The organism is Methylopila capsulata (assembly GCF_016907975.1).
GTDB classification, from domain to species: Bacteria; Pseudomonadota; Alphaproteobacteria; order Rhizobiales; family Methylopilaceae; genus Methylopila; species Methylopila capsulata.
On sequence record NZ_JAFBCY010000005.1, the window covers coordinates 181,678 to 199,176 of the forward strand.

General features: G+C 71.6%; 16 protein-coding genes. 13 read left to right on the forward strand and 3 right to left on the reverse strand.

The annotated features are described in order from the left end of the window. Positions 1 to 121: 121 nt before the first annotated feature. From JOD31_RS18810 to mmsB, 11 genes are all read left to right on the forward strand, one after another. On the forward strand, positions 122 to 1,477 hold the full coding sequence (locus JOD31_RS18810; RefSeq protein WP_204951967.1) for an L-serine ammonia-lyase: 1,356 nt from the start codon (positions 122 to 124) through the stop codon (positions 1,475 to 1,477). Between the two features lie 45 nt (positions 1,478 to 1,522). Beyond that, positions 1,523 to 1,711: a type II toxin-antitoxin system HicA family toxin gene (locus tag JOD31_RS18815; protein WP_204951968.1), complete on the forward strand. Its 189-nt coding sequence runs from the start codon at positions 1,523 to 1,525 to the stop codon at positions 1,709 to 1,711. A gap of 8 nt (positions 1,712 to 1,719) precedes the next feature. After that, positions 1,720 to 2,127 (forward strand): type II toxin-antitoxin system HicB family antitoxin, encoded by a 408-nt coding sequence (locus tag JOD31_RS18820; RefSeq protein ID WP_204951969.1) that lies wholly within the window; start codon positions 1,720 to 1,722, stop codon positions 2,125 to 2,127. Between the two features lie 115 nt (positions 2,128 to 2,242). Next, the gene (locus tag JOD31_RS18825) at positions 2,243 to 3,502 is read left to right on the forward strand and encodes an aromatic ring-hydroxylating oxygenase subunit alpha (protein ID WP_204951970.1); all 1,260 of its coding nucleotides are present in this window, start codon (positions 2,243 to 2,245) and stop codon (positions 3,500 to 3,502) included. Between the two features lie 5 nt (positions 3,503 to 3,507). Then, a complete protein-coding gene (locus JOD31_RS18830) occupies positions 3,508 to 4,629 on the forward strand; it encodes an FAD-binding oxidoreductase (RefSeq protein ID WP_204951971.1) in 1,122 nt (373 codons plus the stop codon). Further along, the gene (locus JOD31_RS18835; RefSeq protein WP_204951972.1) at positions 4,626 to 6,668 is read left to right on the forward strand and encodes an NADH:flavin oxidoreductase; all 2,043 of its coding nucleotides are present in this window, start codon (positions 4,626 to 4,628) and stop codon (positions 6,666 to 6,668) included. The genes JOD31_RS18830 and JOD31_RS18835 overlap by 4 nt, the downstream gene beginning before the upstream one ends. Positions 6,669 to 6,948: 280 nt before the next feature. Continuing rightward, on the forward strand, positions 6,949 to 8,832 hold the full coding sequence (locus JOD31_RS18840; protein ID WP_204951973.1) for a DUF3483 domain-containing protein: 1,884 nt from the start codon (positions 6,949 to 6,951) through the stop codon (positions 8,830 to 8,832). Then, positions 8,829 to 10,028 (forward strand): electron transfer flavoprotein subunit alpha/FixB family protein, encoded by a 1,200-nt coding sequence (locus tag JOD31_RS18845; RefSeq protein ID WP_204951974.1) that lies wholly within the window; start codon positions 8,829 to 8,831, stop codon positions 10,026 to 10,028. Before JOD31_RS18840 ends, JOD31_RS18845 begins: the two co-directional genes overlap by 4 nt. Next, positions 10,025 to 10,804 carry an electron transfer flavoprotein subunit beta gene (locus JOD31_RS18850; RefSeq protein WP_204951975.1) on the forward strand — a complete coding sequence of 260 codons (780 nt, stop codon included), beginning with the start codon at positions 10,025 to 10,027 and terminating at the stop codon, positions 10,802 to 10,804. Before JOD31_RS18845 ends, JOD31_RS18850 begins: the two co-directional genes overlap by 4 nt. Before the next feature lie 41 nt (positions 10,805 to 10,845). Then, positions 10,846 to 11,346 carry a prolyl-tRNA synthetase associated domain-containing protein gene (locus JOD31_RS18855; RefSeq protein ID WP_204951976.1) on the forward strand — a complete coding sequence of 167 codons (501 nt, stop codon included), beginning with the start codon at positions 10,846 to 10,848 and terminating at the stop codon, positions 11,344 to 11,346. Positions 11,347 to 11,434: 88 nt separating this feature from the next. Beyond that, positions 11,435 to 12,325, forward strand: coding sequence for a 3-hydroxyisobutyrate dehydrogenase (mmsB, locus tag JOD31_RS18860; RefSeq protein ID WP_204951977.1), 891 nt, complete (start codon positions 11,435 to 11,437; stop codon positions 12,323 to 12,325). On the opposite strand, the gene JOD31_RS19790 is transcribed toward mmsB, so the two are convergent. From JOD31_RS19790 to JOD31_RS18875, 3 genes are all read right to left on the reverse strand, one after another. Beyond that, positions 12,284 to 12,949, reverse strand: a complete 666-nt coding sequence (locus JOD31_RS19790) for a helix-turn-helix domain-containing protein (RefSeq protein ID WP_204951978.1) — start codon at positions 12,947 to 12,949, stop codon at positions 12,284 to 12,286. The two genes, mmsB and JOD31_RS19790, sit on opposite strands and share 42 nt — an antisense overlap. Then, positions 12,946 to 13,209 (reverse strand): hypothetical protein, encoded by a 264-nt coding sequence (locus JOD31_RS18870; RefSeq protein ID WP_204951979.1) that lies wholly within the window; start codon positions 13,207 to 13,209, stop codon positions 12,946 to 12,948. The genes JOD31_RS19790 and JOD31_RS18870 overlap by 4 nt, the downstream gene beginning before the upstream one ends. A gap of 106 nt (positions 13,210 to 13,315) precedes the next feature. After that, positions 13,316 to 13,504: a hypothetical protein gene (locus tag JOD31_RS18875; RefSeq protein ID WP_204951980.1), complete on the reverse strand. Its 189-nt coding sequence runs from the start codon at positions 13,502 to 13,504 to the stop codon at positions 13,316 to 13,318. A 512-nt stretch (positions 13,505 to 14,016) separates the two neighbouring features. Here JOD31_RS18875 and JOD31_RS18880 point away from each other — a divergent pair. Continuing rightward, positions 14,017 to 15,300: a putative HlyD family type I secretion protein gene (locus JOD31_RS18880; protein ID WP_204951981.1), complete on the forward strand. Its 1,284-nt coding sequence runs from the start codon at positions 14,017 to 14,019 to the stop codon at positions 15,298 to 15,300. Positions 15,301 to 15,304: 4 nt separating this feature from the next. Next, positions 15,305 to 17,413 (forward strand): peptidase domain-containing ABC transporter, encoded by a 2,109-nt coding sequence (locus JOD31_RS18885; protein WP_204951982.1) that lies wholly within the window; start codon positions 15,305 to 15,307, stop codon positions 17,411 to 17,413. The last annotated feature ends 86 nt before the right edge of the window (positions 17,414 to 17,499 follow it).

The following is a 17,499-nucleotide window of genomic DNA, read 5'->3' on the forward strand; positions in this document are numbered from 1 at the left end:
GCAAGTCGGGGATGACGGCTCATTTGGCCCCGGCCACGACTTTTTTGCTGCAGCGCGGCACGCGCCCCATGTTTCGTCTAAGACTGAAGCCCACGCCGCTTCGCCGGAGAGACCCCGCCACGTGATCAGCGCCTTCGATCTCTTCAAGATCGGCATCGGGCCGTCGAGCTCCCACACGGTCGGGCCCATGATCGCGGCGCGTAACTTCCGCATCCGGGCGGCGAAGCGCGGCGGCGTCGCGCGGCTGCGGGTGGAGATCTTCGGCTCGCTCGCCTGGACCGGCAAAGGCCACGGCACCGACATCGCGCTGTGCCTCGGATTCCTCGGCCACGAGCCCGCGACCGTCGATCCCGACCAGGTCGAGGCCCACATGGCCGCGCTGAGAAGCGCCAACAGCGTCCAGATCGGCCCCGCCCGCGTGGCGTTCGATCCCGCGGTCGACGTGATCTTCGAGATGAAGGAGCTGCTGCCGCTCCACACCAACGGCATGCGCTTCCGCGCCTACGACGCCGCCGGCGCCCTGGTCGACGAGCAGATCGCCTACTCGATCGGCGGCGGCTTCGTGGTGAGCGACGGCTCAACCGCCGCGGAATGCGCCGTCGTTTGGCCGCAGCCCTTCGCCAGCGGCGAGGAGCTGCTGAAGCTGTGCAAGACCACCGGGCTCTCGATCCCCGAACTGCAGCTCGCCAACGAGTGCGCGGCGCGGCCGCGCGCGCAGGTCGAGGCCGGGCTCGACGCCATCGCCGACGCCATGTTCGACTGCATCGAGCGCGGGCTGAAACAGGAGGGCATGCTGCCCGGCGGCCTGAAGGTTCGCCGGCGCGCCAGACGCCTGCACGAGACGCTGCAGCAGCGCGCGACCCTGAACCAGGGCCGCATGCCGCACGAGATCGTCGACTGGGTCAGCCTGTTCGCGCTCGCGGTGAACGAGGAGAACGCCTCCGGCGGCCGCGTCGTCACCGCGCCGACCAACGGCGCCGCCGGCATCGTGCCCGCCGTGCTGCGCTACCTCCGCGACTTCGGGCCGGACTGGTCGCGCGAGCGCTGCCGCGAGTTCCTGCTCACCGCCACCGCCATCGGCGGCCTGATCAAGCGCCGCGCCTCGATTTCCGGAGCGGAGGTCGGCTGCCAGGGCGAGGTCGGCTCGGCCGCCGCCATGGCCGCCGCCGCCCTCACCTCCGCGCTCGGCGGCAGCCCGGAGCAGATCGAAAACGCCGCCGAGATCGCCATGGAGCATCACCTCGGCATGACCTGCGACCCGATCGGCGGGCTGGTCCAGATCCCCTGCATCGAGCGCAACGCCTTCGGCGCCAACAAGGCGATCGTCGCCGCCTCGCTGTCGCTGCGCGGCGACGGCATCCACCGGGTCACGCTCGACGAGGTCATCGAGACCATGCGCCAGACCGGCGCCGACATGCAGGCCAAGTACAAGGAGACCTCGCAAGGGGGCCTGGCCGTCGCCGTGGCGGCGTGCTGAGGGGGCGCGTTGCCCTCGCCATCCGGCTAATGCATACTCATATGCATGGACAGCCGGTCAATCATTGCCGCGCTTCTGGCCGCCGGCTGGTTTGAGGCGAACAGGGTCGGAAGCCACGTCCAGTTCAAGCATCCGAAAAGGCCGGGGCGGGTGACGGTTCCGCATCCGAAGCGGAACCTGCCGCTCGGGACGCTGCGCTCGATCGAGAAGCAGTCAGGCCTGAAGCTGAGGTGAGCCCCGTCATGCGCGACTACATCGCCCTGATCCACAAAGACGCGGACAGCGATTTCGGCGTCTCGTTTCCGGATCTTCCCGGCTGCGTCACCGCAGGAACGACGCTCGACGAGGCCCGCGCTCTCGCCCAAGAGGCGCTGGCGCTTCACCTGCAGGGAATGGCGGAGGACGGCGAGGCCGCGCCCGAGCCGTCCTCGCTCGAAGCCATCATGTCAGAGCGCGCGAACCGGGACGCGGTCGCCGCAGTCATCCCCGGCTCGAGGGGCGCCGCGAAGGCGATGCGCATCAGCGTCACCTTCCCCGAGGACGTGCTGGGCGAGGTCGACGCCTACGCCGAAGCCCACGGCTACACCCGCTCCGGCTTCTTGCAGGCCGCGGCGCGGCGCGCCATGCGCGAGGACGAGACCGCGGCGTAGAGGCCCCTCGTCACCCACGTCGCCCCGCCGTCAGACAATGTCGCTCGGGGGACAGCGGGGCGTCGACCGCAGATCATAATCGCTCCAACAACGCGGTTCCTGCGGAGCTGGTCCGATGCTCGACCTGCCGACGACGCCCCTGAAATCCCTGTTGAACGAACGCCTTCCCGGCCACAGTCTGCCCGCGCCGTTCTATCTCAGCCCCGGCGTCTTCGCGGCCGACATGGAGCACATCTTCGCCAAGCACTGGATCTACGTCGGCGTCGAGCCGGACGTGCCGGAGCCGGGCGACGTCGCGATCTTCGACATCGGCCGGTATTCGATCGCCCTGGTGCGCGACGACGACGGCGAGGTCCGCGCCTTCCACAACGTTTGCCGCCACCGCGGCGCGCGGCTCGTCACCGACGAGAAGACCACCGTCGGCAACCTCGTCTGCCGCTACCACTCCTGGACCTACGACCTCACCGGCGCGCTGATCCACGCCGACCACATGGGGCCGACGTTTAAGCGCTCCTGCCACGGGCTGAAGCCGGTCCACATCCGCTCGCTCGAGGGCCTGCTGTTCGTCTGCCTCGCCGACGAGCCGCCGGCGGACTTCGACGAGATGGCCCGGCGCATGGGCCCCTACATCGCGCCCCACAATGTCCGGAACACCAAGGTCGCCCACCAGCACGACCTGATCGAGCCGGGCAACTGGAAGCTGACGATGGAGAACAACCGCGAGTGCTACCACTGCGGGACCAACCATCCCGAGCTGACGGTCCCGCTGTTCGCCTACGGCTTCGGCTTCGCGCCGGAGGAGATGGACGAGCACGACAGGGCGCAGGCCGAGCGCTACGGCTGCCTCGTCGACACCAATCATGCCGCCTGGGAGGCGGCGGGCCTACCCTCGCGCGAGATCGACGAGCTCGACACCATGGTGACGGGCTTCCGCACCGAGCGCCTGCCGCTCGACGGCGACGGCGAGAGCCACACGCTCGACACCAAGGCCGCCTGCCGCAAGCTGCTGGGCGACCTGCCTTCGGCCAAGCTCGGCGGGCTGTCGTTCTGGACGCAGCCGAACTCCTGGCACCACTTCCTGGCCGATCACATCGTGACCTTCTCGGTGCTGCCGCTCGACGCCGAGCGCTCGCTGCTGCGGACCAAGTGGCTGGTGCACAAGGACGCGGTCGAGGGCGTGGACTACGACCTCGACAACCTGATCGGCGTGTGGATGGCGACCAACCAGCAGGACAGCGACCTCGTGGGCCTGTGCCAGCACGGCGCGCGCAGCCCCGCCTACCAGCCCGGCCCCTATTCGCCCAACACCGAGATGCTCGTCGACAAGTTCGTCAACTGGTACTGCGGCCGCATGGCCGCCCACGTGGGGCGGTGACGGCGATGGACGCCGTCGCTCACGTGAAAGAGCCGGCCGCCGTCCGGCTCGCCGCGCCCGCGGCGTGGGACGCCGAGGCCGACGACGCGCTGGTCTGCCGCGCGGTCCGCGCCGAGACCCACGACGTGAAGACCTTCGTGTTCGCGGCGCGCGAACCGCGCCGCTTCTCGCACCAGCCCGGCCAGTTCCTCACCTTCGCCTTCGAGATCGCCGGGGAAACCGTCCACCGCTGCTACACCATCTCCTCCGCGCCGACGCGGCCGGACACGGTGGCGATCACGGTGAAGCGCGTTCCCGGCGGGCCGGTGTCGAACTGGCTGCACGACACGGTGAAGCCGGGATCGATGGTCCGCGCGGTCGGCCCGATGGGCGACTTCTCCTGCTTCGCGCACCCCGCGCCCAAGTATCTGCTGCTGTCGGGCGGCTCGGGCGTCACGCCGATGATGGCGATGGCGCGCACCTTCCACGACCTCGCCGAGCCGCGCGACGTCGCCTTCGTGCACTCCGCGCGCACCCCCGCCGACATCGTGTTCCGCGACGAGCTGGAGCGCATGGCGGCGCTGGACGAGAGCTTCCGCTTCACGGCCGTCTGCGAGGGCGACGGGCCGGGCGAAGCCTGGGGCGGGTTCCGCGGGCGCCTCACGCTGCCGATGCTGGAGCTGATCGCGCCGGACTGGCGCGCGCGCGAGGTCTTCGTCTGCGGCCCCGCGCCTTACATGGCGGCGGTGAAGGCCATGCTGGCCGGCGCCGGCTTCGACATGGCCCGCCACCACGAGGAGAGCTTCGACTTCGAGGCGCTGTCGGTCGCGGACACGGAGGCCGTCGAGGCGGCCGAGGCCGAACTCGACGCGGCTCCGACCGTGCGCACCTTCCGGGTGGAGTTCGCCAAGACCAAGCGCGCGATCGACTGCCCGGAAGACCAGACGGTGCTGGACGTCGCCCGGAAACAGGGCGTCCGCCTGCCGTCGTCCTGCTCCAAGGGCCTCTGCGGCACCTGCAAGTCGAAGCTCATCTCCGGCACGGTCGCGATGACGCACGCCGGCGGCATTCGCCAACGCGAGATCGACGCTGGGATGGCGCTGCTGTGCTGCTCGAAGCCGACCAGCGACCTGGTGGTTGACCGATGATCGCCAACGCCGACGCGCTGCTCAAACCCCTGACCATCAAGGGCCTGACGATCCGCAACCGGGTGATGTCGACGAGCCACGCCCCCGGCTATGGCCAGGACGGCAAGCCGCAGGAGCGCTACCAGCTCTATCACGCGGAAAAGGCCAAGGGCGGCATCGGGCTGACCATGTTCGGCGGCTCGTCCTCGGTCGCGCTCGACAGCCCGGCCGCGCCCTGGAACCAGATCTCGGTCGCCGACGACAGCGTCGTGCCGTTCTTCCAGCAGTTCGCCGACCGGGTGCACGCGCACGGCGCCAAGCTGATGATCCAGCTCACCCACATGGGCCGGCGCACCAAGTACGACACCGAGAACTGGTTCCCGACGCTCTCCGCCTCCGCGATGCGCGAGCCGGCCTCCCGCACCATCCCGAAGGAGATGGAGCAGGAGGACATCGACCGCGTGGTCCGCGATTTCGCCGCCGCCGCGCGCCGGTGCAAGGAGGGCGGGCTCGACGGCTGCGAGGTCTCCGCGGCGCATGGCCACCTGATCGACCAGTTCTGGTCGCCCGGCGTGAACCGGCGCACGGACAAGTACGGCGGCTCGCTCGAGAACCGCATGCGCTTCGGCATCGAGGTGCTGGAGGCGATGCGCGCCGAGGTCGGCGACGACTACGTCATCGGCATCCGCATGTCCGGCGACGAGATGATCGCGGACGGCCTCAGCCACGAGGACTGCCTGACGATCGCGAGCGAGTACGCCCGGCGCGGGCTCGTCGACTTCCTCAACATCCTCGGCGGTCAGGCGCGCGACCACATCGCCCACGCCATCTCGCTGCCGAACATGAGCTTCCCCGTCGCGCCGTTCCTGTTCCTGCCCTCGGCGGTCAAGCGCGAGGTGGACGTGGCCGTGTTCCACGCCCAGCGTGTGACGGACCTCGCCACCGCCGCCCGCGCGGTCTCGGAGGGCCACGTCGACATGGTCGCGATGACCCGCGCCCACATCGCCGACCCGCATCTCGTCAAGAAGCTCTCGGAAGGCCGGGCGGACGACATCCGCCAGTGCGTCGGCGCGGGCTACTGCATCGACCGCATCTACGTCGGCGGCGACGCGCTCTGCATCCAGAACGCCGCGACGGGGCGCGAGGCGACCATGCCGCACGTCATCGCCAAGGCCGACGTGCGACGGAAGGTGGTCGTGGTCGGCGCGGGGCCCGCGGGGCTCGAGGCCGCGCGGGTGGCGGCGGAACGCGGCCACTCGGTGGTGCTGTTCGAGAAGGAAAAGCTCGCCGGCGGGCAGATCGGGATCGCCGCCAAGGCCGGCTGGCGCGAGGCGCTGTCGGGCGTCACGCGCTGGCTCGTCGGTCAGGTCACCAAGCTCGGCGTCGACTTGCGGTTCGGGACCGCGGCGACGGAGGAGGCGATCCTCGCCGAACGGCCCGACGTGGTGATCGTCGCGACGGGCGGCCTGCCCTCGCGCGGTCCCGCCAAGGGCGCGGCGGAGCACGCCGTCACCACCTGGGACGTGCTGACCGGCGCGGTCGAGCCGACCGGCTCGGTGCTGCTCTACGACGAGATGGGCCAGCACAACGCCGCCTCCACCGCGGAGCTGCTGGCGAAGCGCGGCTGCCTCGTCGAGCTCGCGACCCACGACCGCATGGTCGGCGAGGAGCTCGGCGCGACGAACCAGCCGGTCCACCTGCGCGAGCTCTACAAGCTCGGGGTGATCATGACGCCGAACATGGAGCTGATCGAGATCTACCCCGAGGGCAACCGCCTGGTGGCCGCGCTTCGCAACACCATGACGGACGCCGAGGAGGAGCGCGTGGTCGACCGCGTGATCGTTGAGCACGGGACGTTGCCGGTCGACGCGCTGTTCTTCGGCCTCAAGGGCGGCTCGGTGAACCAGGGCGTGCTCGACCAGGCCGCGATCGTGCGCGGCGAACCTCAGCCCTACGACCTCGCCAAGGGCTATGCGCTCTACCGCGTGGGCGACGCGGTCGCTGGCCGCAACATCCACGCCGCGATCTACGACGCGCTGCGGCTGTGCAAGGATCTGTGAGCGCCATGGCGCTCGGAAGCGGAACGACCGCCATCATGGCCGCAGCGCCGGGCGCCGGGCGCCTCACGCGCGCTTCTTCCCCCCTCCCCCTTGCGGGGAGGGGCCGGGGGTGGGGGTGGTCCAGAACCCAGCGCATCGGGTGGGGCGCATGGCCCCGCCGGCTCGCCGTATCCTGCGCCACCCCCACCCTTACCCTCCCCGCAAGGGGGAGGGAGGCGGCGACGTCGCGCTCGTCTGGCGAGGCCGTCGCTCGCGTCGGCTTGGGTCGCGTCGAGCGGCCATGACCTACGCCCTCCCCGCTTTGGTCTTCGTCATGGTCGCGCTCGCGACCGTGCAGACGCTCCGGCGCGCGGCGTGGTGGCGGCTGGGGGCGGCCGCCCCAGTTGCCTGGGGCGCCGGACTGCTGGCGCTGCCGAAGCGCTACCTCGTCGACGTGCACCATGTGGTCGCCCGCGACGCTTACGCCTCGCGCATGCACGCGGTGGTCGCCGGCGGCCTGCTCGCGGCCACGCTGCTCGCAGCCCTCGCCGCCCTGCCGCCGCTGGGCGGGAGCCGGATCTACTGGGCCGCGGTCGCTCTCGCCTTCGGCGTGACGGCCGCGGGCGCGGTGCTGGTCGGCGCCCGCCGCTACCCCAAGCGGCCGAAGCGGCTCTCGGGCGGCGGCTTCCAGATCCTGCCGGTCCTGCTGCTGGCCTACGCCTTCGGCGGCCTCGCCGCGGCGCTGCTGCTGGCCTTCGGCGTCGCGTCCGCCCCGGCGCTCGTCGCGGCCGTCGCGCTCGCGGCGGGCGGCGGCCTCGGCCTCGCCTACGAGGTCCGCAGCGGCCCCATGCGCCATGCGGTCGCCGGCGCGCTGCACCTGATCGCCCATCCGCGACCGCGCCGCTTCGACGGCGGCGCGCCGGACGCGGCGCTGGTCGCGCTCGACCTCGACGCCCCGCGCCTCGGCGTCGAGACCCCGGCCGACCTCGCCTGGAACCGGCTGCTCAGCTTCGACGCCTGCATCCAGTGCGGCCGCTGCGAGAGCGCCTGTCCCGCCTTCGCCGCCGGCCAGCCCCTGAACCCGAAGCGCCTGATCCAGGACCTCGTCGCCGCCGCCACCGCCGACGAGCGCGCTTACGCCGGGAGCCCCTATCCGAACGCGCGCGACGTGGCGGCCCCGACCGAGCCGCTGTTCCGCGTCATCGGCGAGGGCGCGCGGATCCATCCCGACACGCTGTGGTCCTGCACGACCTGCCGCGCCTGCGTGGAGGAGTGCCCGATGATGATCGAGCACGTCGACGCCATCGTCTCGCTCCGCCGCCACCAGACGCTGGAGCTCGGCGCCGTCCCGGCGAAGGCCGCCGCGACGCTCGACAATCTTCGCGCCGCGGAAGAACTCGGCGGCCGGCCGCTCGCCGCGCGCGTGGACTTTGCCGCAGGCGCGCCTCTCCCCGTCATTGGCGAGCGCGAGGTCGACGTGCTGCTGTGGCTCGGCGAGGGCGCCTACGACCTGCGCTACGGCCGCACGCTCCGGGCGCTGGTGAAGCTCCTGAACATGGCGAAGGTCGACTTCGCGGTGCTGGGCGCTGAGGAGCGCGACACCGGCGACCTCGCCCGCCGACTGGGCGACGAGGCGACTTACCAGACGCTGGCCCGCGCCAACGTCGCGACGCTCGCGAGGCATCGGTTCAAGCGGATCGTGACCTCCGACCCCCATGCGCTCCACGCGCTCCGCAACGAGTACAGGGCGTTCGGCGCCACTTACGAGGTCGTGCACCACACCGCCTTCCTACTGGAGCTGGTCGAGCAGGGGCGGCTCGCGCCCGGCGCGCTCGGGGGCGCCAGCGTCACCTACCACGACCCCTGCTACCTCGGCCGCTACAACGGGGAGACCGAAGCGCCCCGGAAGTTGCTTGATCGCCTCGGCCTCGACCGGGTGGAGATGGCCCGCCACGGCCGCCGCTCGATGTGCTGCGGCGGCGGCGGTGGCGCGCCGGTGAGCGACATTCCCGGCGACGCCCGCATCCCGGACCTGCGCATGGCCCAGGCGGCAGAGACCGGCGCGGGAATCGTCGCGGTCGCCTGCCCCACATGCACCGCCATGCTGGAGGGCGTGACGGGCCGCACGGCGGAGGTGAAGGACATCGCCGAACTGCTGCTCGCCTCCGTCGAGGCCGGGCGATGACCCGCGCCCGCCGCGATCCGCGGAGCGAACGGGCCGCGGCCGCGCGGCCCGGATTGACGCGGCCGCGCTTCGAGCTCTTCGCTCGGGAGTCTGGCCGACGACCGCGGCGCAATCCGCGGTCGGAGACCCTTGCGCAGCAGGTCGAAGGGCCCTCTCGCCTAAGGCTCGATCGCGCCCAGACCGGCCGCGCGGCCGCGGCGCTCGCGCCGGAGCGCGCAGAACCTGCCGCCGCGCCGGCGCCGACGACCATCGTCGTGGAGGCCCCGGCGTTCCTGGTCGCGGTGGTCCCCGACCTCGCTGGCGGCCGGCTCTCGCTGCACGACCGCCAGCTGTTCGACGCCGCGCGCACGCTCGCGGGGGCCGACGGCGGCGTGATCGCACTCGTGGGCACAGAGGGCGCCGAGTTCGGCCCGGCGGGAGCCGACCGGACCGCCCGCGTCGCCGCGCCCGAAGGCTACGATCCCGACGCCCGCGCGGCAGCGATCGCGGCGGCCATGGCGGCGCTGGATCTGCGCCACGTGATCTTCCCCGAGACGCCCGACGGCGGCGACCTCGCCCGCCGCGTCGCCGTGCTCGCCGGCGAGCCGCTGTTCGCCGATGTCGAAATGGTCGCGGCCGCGACGCTGATGCGCCCCGCGCGCGGCCGACGCGTTGAGCAGCGGGCGGCGCCGGCGCGCCTGATCACGCTCGCGGCCGACGCCGTCGCGCCCTACGCCGGCGCGCCGCGCGAAGCCCGCGACGAGCCGCTCGACACCTTTGCGGCGCCGGCCTCGGCGATCCTCTCGGCCGAACGCATCCCGGCCGATCCCGCGCGGACGCCGCTCGGGCTCGCGGACTTCGTGGTCTCGGCAGGCGCCGGCGTCACCGATTTCGACGCCTTCCGCGCGACGGCGGCGGCGCTCGGCGGCACGCCGGGCGCGAGCCGCGTGCTTTGCGACGCGGGGCTGATGCCGCGCGAGGCCCAGGTCGGCGCCTCCGGCACGGTGCTGTCCGCCACCTGCTATCTCGCGCTCGGAATCGCGGGCGCGCCGCAGCACCTGCAGGGGATCGCCGGCTGCGACCACGTGGTCGCCGTCAACACCGACCTCCACGCCGCCATGGTCGAGCGGGCCGGCCTCGCCATCGTGCAGGACGCGCAAGCGGTCATGCCCGCGCTGATCGCCGAGCTCGCGCGCGAGCGGGAGGCCTCCGCATGAAGGTGGTCGTCCTCCTCTCCGCCGGGCGGCATCCCGTCTCGGGCCTCGGCGCGCTGCCCCGGCTGGAGGCGCAGGCGATCCGGCTCGGCGCCGCGCTGGGCCCGATGCGCGGCCTCCACGCCGGCCCTGACGCGGAGGCCGTCGCCGAAGCGCTCGGCCGCGGGCTGTCGGAGATCGACCATGTGGCGCTCGGCGCCGGGGCCGACCCGGTTCCCGCGCTCGCCGCCGCCTTGCGCGCCGCGGCGCCGGACGTCGTGCTGGCCGGTCGCCGCGGACAGGGCGGCGACGAGACGGGGCTCGTCCCCTACGCCCTCGCCCGCGCGCTGGGCGCAACGTTGATCCCCGACGTGATCGCCGCGCGTCCAGGCTCGGAGCCGGGCGTGATCGAGGTCGAGCAGGCGCTGCCCAAGGGCGCCGCCCGGCGCCTGGTGGTTCGGTCCCCGGTGGTCCTCACCGTGCACAGCGCCGCTCCGGAGCCGCGTCCATACGCCTTCGGCCAGGTCCGCCGCGGCCGGATCGAGCCGCTTGCGGTCTCCGCTCCCGAGGAGCCCGCCGCGGTCGCGATCGCCGAAAAGCCCTACCGTGCGCGTCCGAAGATGATGCGCGGCGCGCCCGCCGGCGGCAGCGCCGCGGACCGGCTCAAGGCCGCCACCGGCGGCGGCGAGGCGGTGCAGGCCGACGTGATGGTTTCGCCCGAACCGCGCGAGGCGGCGCGCGCCATCCTCGCCTATCTCCGGCAGGTGGGCGTGCTGCCGCCGCCGGCGCGCGCCGGCTAACCCTCCCCTCCCCCGCATCGCATCGCATCGGAGCCGAAACCATGGCCACGCCCGACGACCTGTTCGCCAAGCTCGCGGAGCTCGGCCTCGCCGTCGCGACGCGGGAGCACGCGCCGGTTCTGACCGTCGAGGAGATGATGGCGGTCACTGGCGACCTGCCGGGCGCGCACACCAAGAACCTGTTCCTGCGAGACGGAAAGAAGACCTTCTTCCTCGTCACCCTGCGCCACGACCAGCCTCTGGACCTCAAGGCGCTCCGCGGCGTCATCGGCGCCCGCGGCGGCCTGTCGTTCGCGTCGGCGGAAGCGCTCGATGAGCATCTCGGCGTGAAGAGCGGCGCGGTGTCGCCGTTCGCAGCGCTCAACGACGCCGGCGGCGCCGTGCGCGTCTGCCTCGAGGAGGCGCTGATGCGCGCCGCGACGATCAACCTGCACCCGCTGACCAACGACCGCACCACCGCGATCGCGCCCGCGGACCTCGTCCGCTTCCTGGCCGCGACCGGCCACGAGCCGCTGACCTTCAGTCTCGAAGCCGCCGCCTGAGGCGGATCGGGAGCGGGACAGCGTCGTGTCCGCGCGCTAGCTTTCCTCGCAAGCGCCGGCACAAGGCGCCGCAGGGAGGACGACTGGAATGAGCGTCATCGGTTTCATCGGGCTCGGCGCCATGGGCGGCGGCATGGCGGCCAATCTCGCGAAGGCCGGCCATGAGGTGCGCGCCTTCGATCTGTCGGAGGAGGCGCTGGCGCGCGCCGAGGCCGCGGGCTGCGTGGTCGCGTCGTCGGCCGGCGACGCCGGGGCGGGGGCCGAGGCCGTGGTCACCATGCTGCCCGCCGGACGGCACGTGGCCGAGGTCCACCAAGGCGAGGTCTTCGACGCGGCGTCGCCCGGCGCGCTGCTGATAGACTGCTCCACCATCGACGTCGCCACCGCCCGCGCCGTGGCGGAGGCGGCCGAGGCGCGCGGCTTCGCGATGGTGGACGCGCCGGTCTCCGGCGGCATCGCGGCCGCGAACGCCGGCACGCTCACCTTCATGGTCGGCGGCCCCCCCGCCGCCTTCGAACGCGCGACGCCGATCCTCGAAGGCATGGGGCGCGCGGTGATCCGCGCGGGCGACGCCGGCGCGGGCCAGGCGGCCAAGATCTGCAACAACATGCTGCTGGGCGCGACCATGGTCGCCACCTGCGAGGCCTTCCTGCTCGCGGAGAAGCTAGGGCTCGATCCGGCGGTGTTCTACGAAATTTCCTCGAAGGCCTCGGGACAGAGCTGGTCGATGACGAGCTACTGCCCGGTGCCCGGCGTCGGCCCCGAGACGCCGGCGGACCGCGGCTACCAAGGCGGCTTCGCGGCGGCGCTGATGCTGAAGGACCTAAAGCTCGCGATTGAAGCGGCGCAGGGCGCGAACGCCAGCACCCCGATGGGGGCCGCGGCCGGCGCGCTCTACCAGGCGATGGCGAACGCCGGCGACGGCCGCCGCGACTTTTCAGCGATGATCCGCTTCCTGGACGGCAAGACCGGCGCCTGAGGCGGGAGCCGCGATCGGCGGCCGGCGGGTCTTCACAGCGCCGGTCGGGCTGCGGCCGATCAGGCGGCGGAAGGTGCGGCCCATGGCGCCCGCGTCCGGAAAACCGGACAGCCGGGCGACCTCGGCGAGGCTCAGCTCTCCGCCCGGGATGAGCGCCTGCGCCCGCGCCAGCCGCTCGCGCAGCACGTAGCGGTGGGGCGTCACGCCGAAGGCGCCGCGAAAGGCGCGCACGAAATAGCTCTCGCTCAAGCCGAGGGCGTCGGCCATCTCACGCAGGGTGAGCGACTCCGTCAGGCGGGAGGCCACGAGTTCGCGCATCTTGTGCGCCTGCAAGCGGGTGAGCGAAGCCGGCTTCCGCCGTTTTGACGCCGTCGACACGCCCGCCGCCCGCAGAATCGCGAGGGCCACGCTTCCGAGAAACAAGGGATCGGCGCTTTCGGTCTCGCTCGCGTCGTCGCACAGGGCCGCGAACAAGCGGCGGATCTGCGGGCGGTCCTCGAGCGCGCCGGTCGTTGGCGCGACGGGGAGATCGGACAGCCGCTTCTGGAACATGCGCTCGGCCGCGTGCGGCGAGACCGAGACGCTGCGGGCGCGGTAGGCTCCGTCCCAGAGGATCCGGCTCACCTGGCCGGGCCCGTGAAGAACGAAGCCGTCGCTCGTGTGTGGATGGCGGGGCCGCCGTCGCCGGCGAAGGTCAGGCTGGCGCCGGGCCCAGGCTCGAACACGCCGACATGCAGCCCGAAGACCGTGCGCGTAGCGGCGCCGCTTGCGTCATAGGCGTAGTCGACGAGGCTGACGCCGTCGACGTCGGACAGGAACCGGATGATGCGATCCGGAGGAGAGCTCAGTTCGCCCTGCAGACCGCCGTTCGCGTAGCGCAACACGTCGTCTCCCGAACGCGCAGCGCCCCGGCGGCGACAGGCGTCGCCGGGGCGTCGGTGCGAAACCACGAACCTTTGGGGGAAGGACGTCGTCCCGCGACGGGAGATCTTAGGTCAGGCCGCCGACGGCGCCGAGCAGGCCGCCCACCAGTCCCGACACAAGGCCGCCGACCTGGTCGATCGTCCCGGACACCGCGCCGAGCTCCGCGCTCAGGTCGAGGTCCAGAGAGAGCCCGCCACCGACGTGGTCAAGCTCGGCCGCGCTCAGCTCACGGATCGTCTCGTTGTTCTGAATCATTTAAGAAATCTCCCTTTTCGACTTTTGAGTAATGTTCGCTGTCTTATGGGATCTGAGGCGAAATCTGCATCGCCTCAGATCGAAACGGTACCGAAGCTGAGTCGCGTTGCAAGCCTGTACTTTCGCGATGATTTACGTCGGCGGGCGGGTGAACGCCGGGTTGGTCAATTCCTGTCACGGGATGCGACGAGGGCGACACGGCCCTCGATCCTGGGAAAAACCAGCGGTCTGCGACCATCGGACGGCCGAGGGGAGCCGCTGTCCCGGCTTTGGGTTTGGGCAAAAACTGACGCGTTCGCTCATCGCCCGCGCGATCGGCTCCCCAAAGAGGCTCAAACCACTGGAATCAAGCGCTAATTCCACATTTCCGCGGCAATATGGCGCAGTCCGGCGTCGGCAGGCGTCGGATGGATCACAAGCTTGCCATGGAGAATACGGGCGCTAAGACACCTCCCCTCGGCGCGGGCGATCCGTCTCGGGCCATCGCTGAGCGTCTCCGACGAAAGGCCTCGATGAGCTCTCCGTTGTTTCGCCAAGAAGTGGCCGCCGCACGCCGCGACGCCTGGCTCGGCGAAGCCCGTCTTGCGCAACCCCTTCCGATCCAGCTGGTCGCCGTCATCTGCGTCGTGATGCTCGTCGCGGTCGTGCTCTACGCGATCTTCGGCGTCTACACCCGTCGCGTGCACGCCGAGGGCCTGCTGACCCCGAACGTCGGCCTCATCACCATCGCGAGCCCCGCGGCGGGCCGCGTGGTGAGCTCCGGCGTCAAGGAGGGCGACAAGGTCGCCAAGGGACAGCTCCTCTACACCATCAGCCTGGACGCCGTGTCGTCGAGCGGACCGACCCAGGAGCGCGTGATCGAGCAGCTTGGCCGGCAGCGGGACAGCGTGGAGCAGCAGCGCGCGCTGCGCGCCGCCACCGCCGCGACCGAGAAGCGCTCGCTCGCCGAGCAGATCGAGAACCTCGAATCCCAGTCGAGCCAGCTCGCCGAGCAGATCGAGCTGCAGGACAAACTGGTGACGCCGCTGAAGGACCGCGTCGACGTGCTCGCCAAGGCCTTGAACGACGGGCTCACCCGGGCCGCCGACCTCCAGAGCCAGAACTACCTCTACATGCAGGCGAGTTCGCAGCTCGCCCAGTTCAAGCAGGCCCGGCTCCAGATCGAGGGCAAGCTCTCGGAGCTCAAGGCGCAGCACGCGACCTTCGACGACAACCTGTCGCGCGATCTCGCGGAGATGGACCGGGCCGCTGCTCAGCTCGAGCAGCAGCGGGCCGAAAGCGAAGCCCGCCGCGGCGTCGAGGTGCGCGCGCCGGAAAACGGCACGCTGACCTCGATCCGCGCTCTCGCCGGCCAGAGCGTCGCCGCCGGCGCGCCGATGATCACCCTGCTGCCGACCGAAGGCCGGCTGCAGGCCAACCTGTTCGTCGACTCGTCCTCGATCGGCTTCATCGAGGCGGGGGCGGTGGTCATGCTGCGCTACGCCGCTTTCCCGTTCCAGCGCTTCGGCCTTCACCGCGGCGTGGTGGTGGAGGTGACGCGGGCGCCGCTCGCGGGAGACGACGCGCCCCGCGGAGCGCCGAAGGGCGAAGGCGAGGCCGCCCAGGGCGGACTCTACCGCATCATCGTCAAGCCCGACGAGGACGGCGTCATGGCTTACGGCGAGCGCCGGCGGCTGGAGGCGGGCATGAAGGTGGACGCCGACATCGCGCTCGAGACCCGCTCGCTCTACCGCTGGCTGCTGGATCCGCTCTACCACGCCAAGCGCAGCCTCGACCTCGTGACGGAAGGCGGCTGATCCCTTGAGCGTGCTCCAGACCCTCAGGTTCGGCTTCGGCCGGCGGCTGCCCGTCGTGCTGCAGGCGGAGGCCGCCGAATGCGGCATGGCCTGCGTCGCCATGGTGCTCGGGCGCTACGGCCGCCACGTCGACCTCGGCGCGCTCCGCCGCCGCCACGCGCTGTCGCTCAAGGGCATGACGCTGCGCAACCTGATCGACCTCGCCGGCGGCATGGGGCTCGCGACCCGCGCCCTCCGCTGCGAGCTCGCCGACCTGCCGAAGCTCAAGACGCCCTGCATCCTGCACTGGGGGCTCAACCACTTCGTGGTCCTCGACCAGGTGCGCCCCAAGAGCCTCGTGATCCATGATCCCGCGCGCGGCCGCCGCGTCGTGCCGTTGGCGGAGGCCTCGCGCGAGTTCACCGGCGTCGCGCTCGAGGCCACGCCCGCCATGGAGTTCGTGCAGGAGAAGCCCGCGCCCGGCTTCAAGCTCGGCCACCTCTTCCGCAACATCTCGGGCGTGCGCGGCGCGCTCGGCCAGGTCTTCGTGCTCTCTCTCGGCATCGAGCTGGTCGCGATCCTGCTGCCGATCGCCTCGCAGATCGTGATCGACGAGGTCATCGTGAACGCCGACCTCGACCTGCTGCTGGTGGTCGCGATTGGCCTCGGGTTGCTGCTGGTTGTGCAGCTCGTGCTCGCCGTCGCCCGCACCTGGGCGATCATGCTGGTCGGCGCGAACCTGAACTACCAGTGGTCGGGCAGCCTGTTCGACCACCTGTCGCGCCTGCCGCTGGACTACTTCGAGAAGCGCCATGTCGGCGACGTGATCTCCCGCTTCGGATCGCTCACCACGATCCAGAAGGCGCTGACGACGGACCTCGTGCAGGCGACGCTCGACGGGATTATGTCGGTCGGCATGCTGATCATGCTCTCGATCTACGGCGGCTGGCTGACGCTTGTCGTCGCGGCCTCGACGCTGCTGACGACGGCGCTGCGCGTCGTCGCCTACAACGCCTACCGCGAGGGCACCGAAGAAGCGATCGTCGCCGAGGCGCGGCAGCAGTCGCACTTCATCGAGACCGTGCGCGGCATCGCCAGCGTCAAGCTGCTCGACCTGCGGGAGCGGCGGCGCGGGGCCTGGATGAACCAGCTTGTCACGGCGCTCAACGCGCGGCTCCGGCTGCAGCGGCTCGACCTCGTCTTCGCCCGCGCCAATGAGCTGCTGTTCGGGCTCGACCGGCTCATCCTGCTGGTGCTGGGCGCGCGCGCGGTGATCGACCAGTCCATGACGCTCGGCATGCTGATCGCGTTCCTGGCCTACCGCGACCAGTTCTCGACCCGCGTGGGCGCGCTGATCGACGCCGGCTTCAAGCTGCGCATGCTCAACGTGCAGACCGACCGGCTGTCGGACATCGTGCTGAGCGACCCGGAGGAGCAGCCCGGCGCGGCTGAGCTGGGCGGATCGCCGGCGGCGCCGGCCGTCGCAACCGGCTCCCGAGCGATCGGCGTGCGCAACCTCGCGCTGCGCTACGGCGACGACGAGCCCTGGGTGTTCCGCGACCTCGCCTTCGACATCGCGCCCGGCTCGAGCCTCGCGATCACCGGCCCCTCCGGCTGCGGAAAGACGACGCTGCTGAAGATCATGATGGGCCTGCTGCCGCCGAGCGAAGGCGCCGTGCTGGTCGAGGGCCGCGACATCCGCACCGGCGGCGGCCCCGCCGCGCACCGCCGCTCGATCGCGGGCGTGATGCAGAACGACGGATTGTTCGCCGGCTCGATAGCGGAGAACATATCCTCGTTCGATGAGCACCCGGACATGGGCTGGCTCCAGGAGTGCGCCGCCCGCGCCGCGATCCTCGACGACGTCAGGCGCACGCCGATGGGCTTCGAGACGCTCGTCGGCGACATGGGCTCGACGCTCTCCGGCGGCCAGAAGCAACGCGTCGTGCTCGCCCGCGCGCTCTACCGCCGGCCGCAGATCCTGTTCCTCGACGAGGCCACCAGCCACCTCGACGAGCCGACCGAAGCCGCGATCGCCGCCGCGCTGCGGGAGTTGAAGATGACGCGCGTGATCGTCGCCCACCGTCCGGCGACGATCGCCCACGCGGATTTCGCGCTGGCGCTCGGGGGATGAGCGCGGCCTCGGGCGCTCGCCTTGCGGATTTTTCCTTGGCCTCCTGTCGGGACCGTCTCCGCCCGCCCGTCCTATGGTTCGTAAGA

Excerpts from the sequence above, each read along its gene's own strand:
- JOD31_RS18815 (WP_204951968.1), top strand. The coding sequence starts at position 1,523 with ATGGACAGCCGGTCAATCATTGCCGCGCTTCTGGCCGCCGGCTGGTTT.
- JOD31_RS18820 (WP_204951969.1), top strand. The coding sequence starts at position 1,720 with ATGCGCGACTACATCGCCCTGATCCACAAAGACGCGGACAGCGATTTC.
- JOD31_RS18825 (WP_204951970.1), top strand. The coding sequence starts at position 2,243 with ATGCTCGACCTGCCGACGACGCCCCTGAAATCCCTGTTGAACGAACGC.
- JOD31_RS18830 (WP_204951971.1), top strand. The coding sequence starts at position 3,508 with ATGGACGCCGTCGCTCACGTGAAAGAGCCGGCCGCCGTCCGGCTCGCC.
- JOD31_RS18835 (WP_204951972.1), top strand. The coding sequence starts at position 4,626 with ATGATCGCCAACGCCGACGCGCTGCTCAAACCCCTGACCATCAAGGGC.
- JOD31_RS18840 (WP_204951973.1), top strand. The coding sequence starts at position 6,949 with ATGACCTACGCCCTCCCCGCTTTGGTCTTCGTCATGGTCGCGCTCGCG.
- JOD31_RS18845 (WP_204951974.1), top strand. The coding sequence starts at position 8,829 with ATGACCCGCGCCCGCCGCGATCCGCGGAGCGAACGGGCCGCGGCCGCG.
- JOD31_RS18850 (WP_204951975.1), top strand. The coding sequence starts at position 10,025 with ATGAAGGTGGTCGTCCTCCTCTCCGCCGGGCGGCATCCCGTCTCGGGC.
- JOD31_RS18855 (WP_204951976.1), top strand. The coding sequence starts at position 10,846 with ATGGCCACGCCCGACGACCTGTTCGCCAAGCTCGCGGAGCTCGGCCTC.
- mmsB (WP_204951977.1), top strand. The coding sequence starts at position 11,435 with ATGAGCGTCATCGGTTTCATCGGGCTCGGCGCCATGGGCGGCGGCATG.
- JOD31_RS18875 (WP_204951980.1), bottom strand. The coding sequence starts at position 13,504 with ATGATTCAGAACAACGAGACGATCCGTGAGCTGAGCGCGGCCGAGCTT.
- JOD31_RS18880 (WP_204951981.1), top strand. The coding sequence starts at position 14,017 with ATGAGCTCTCCGTTGTTTCGCCAAGAAGTGGCCGCCGCACGCCGCGAC.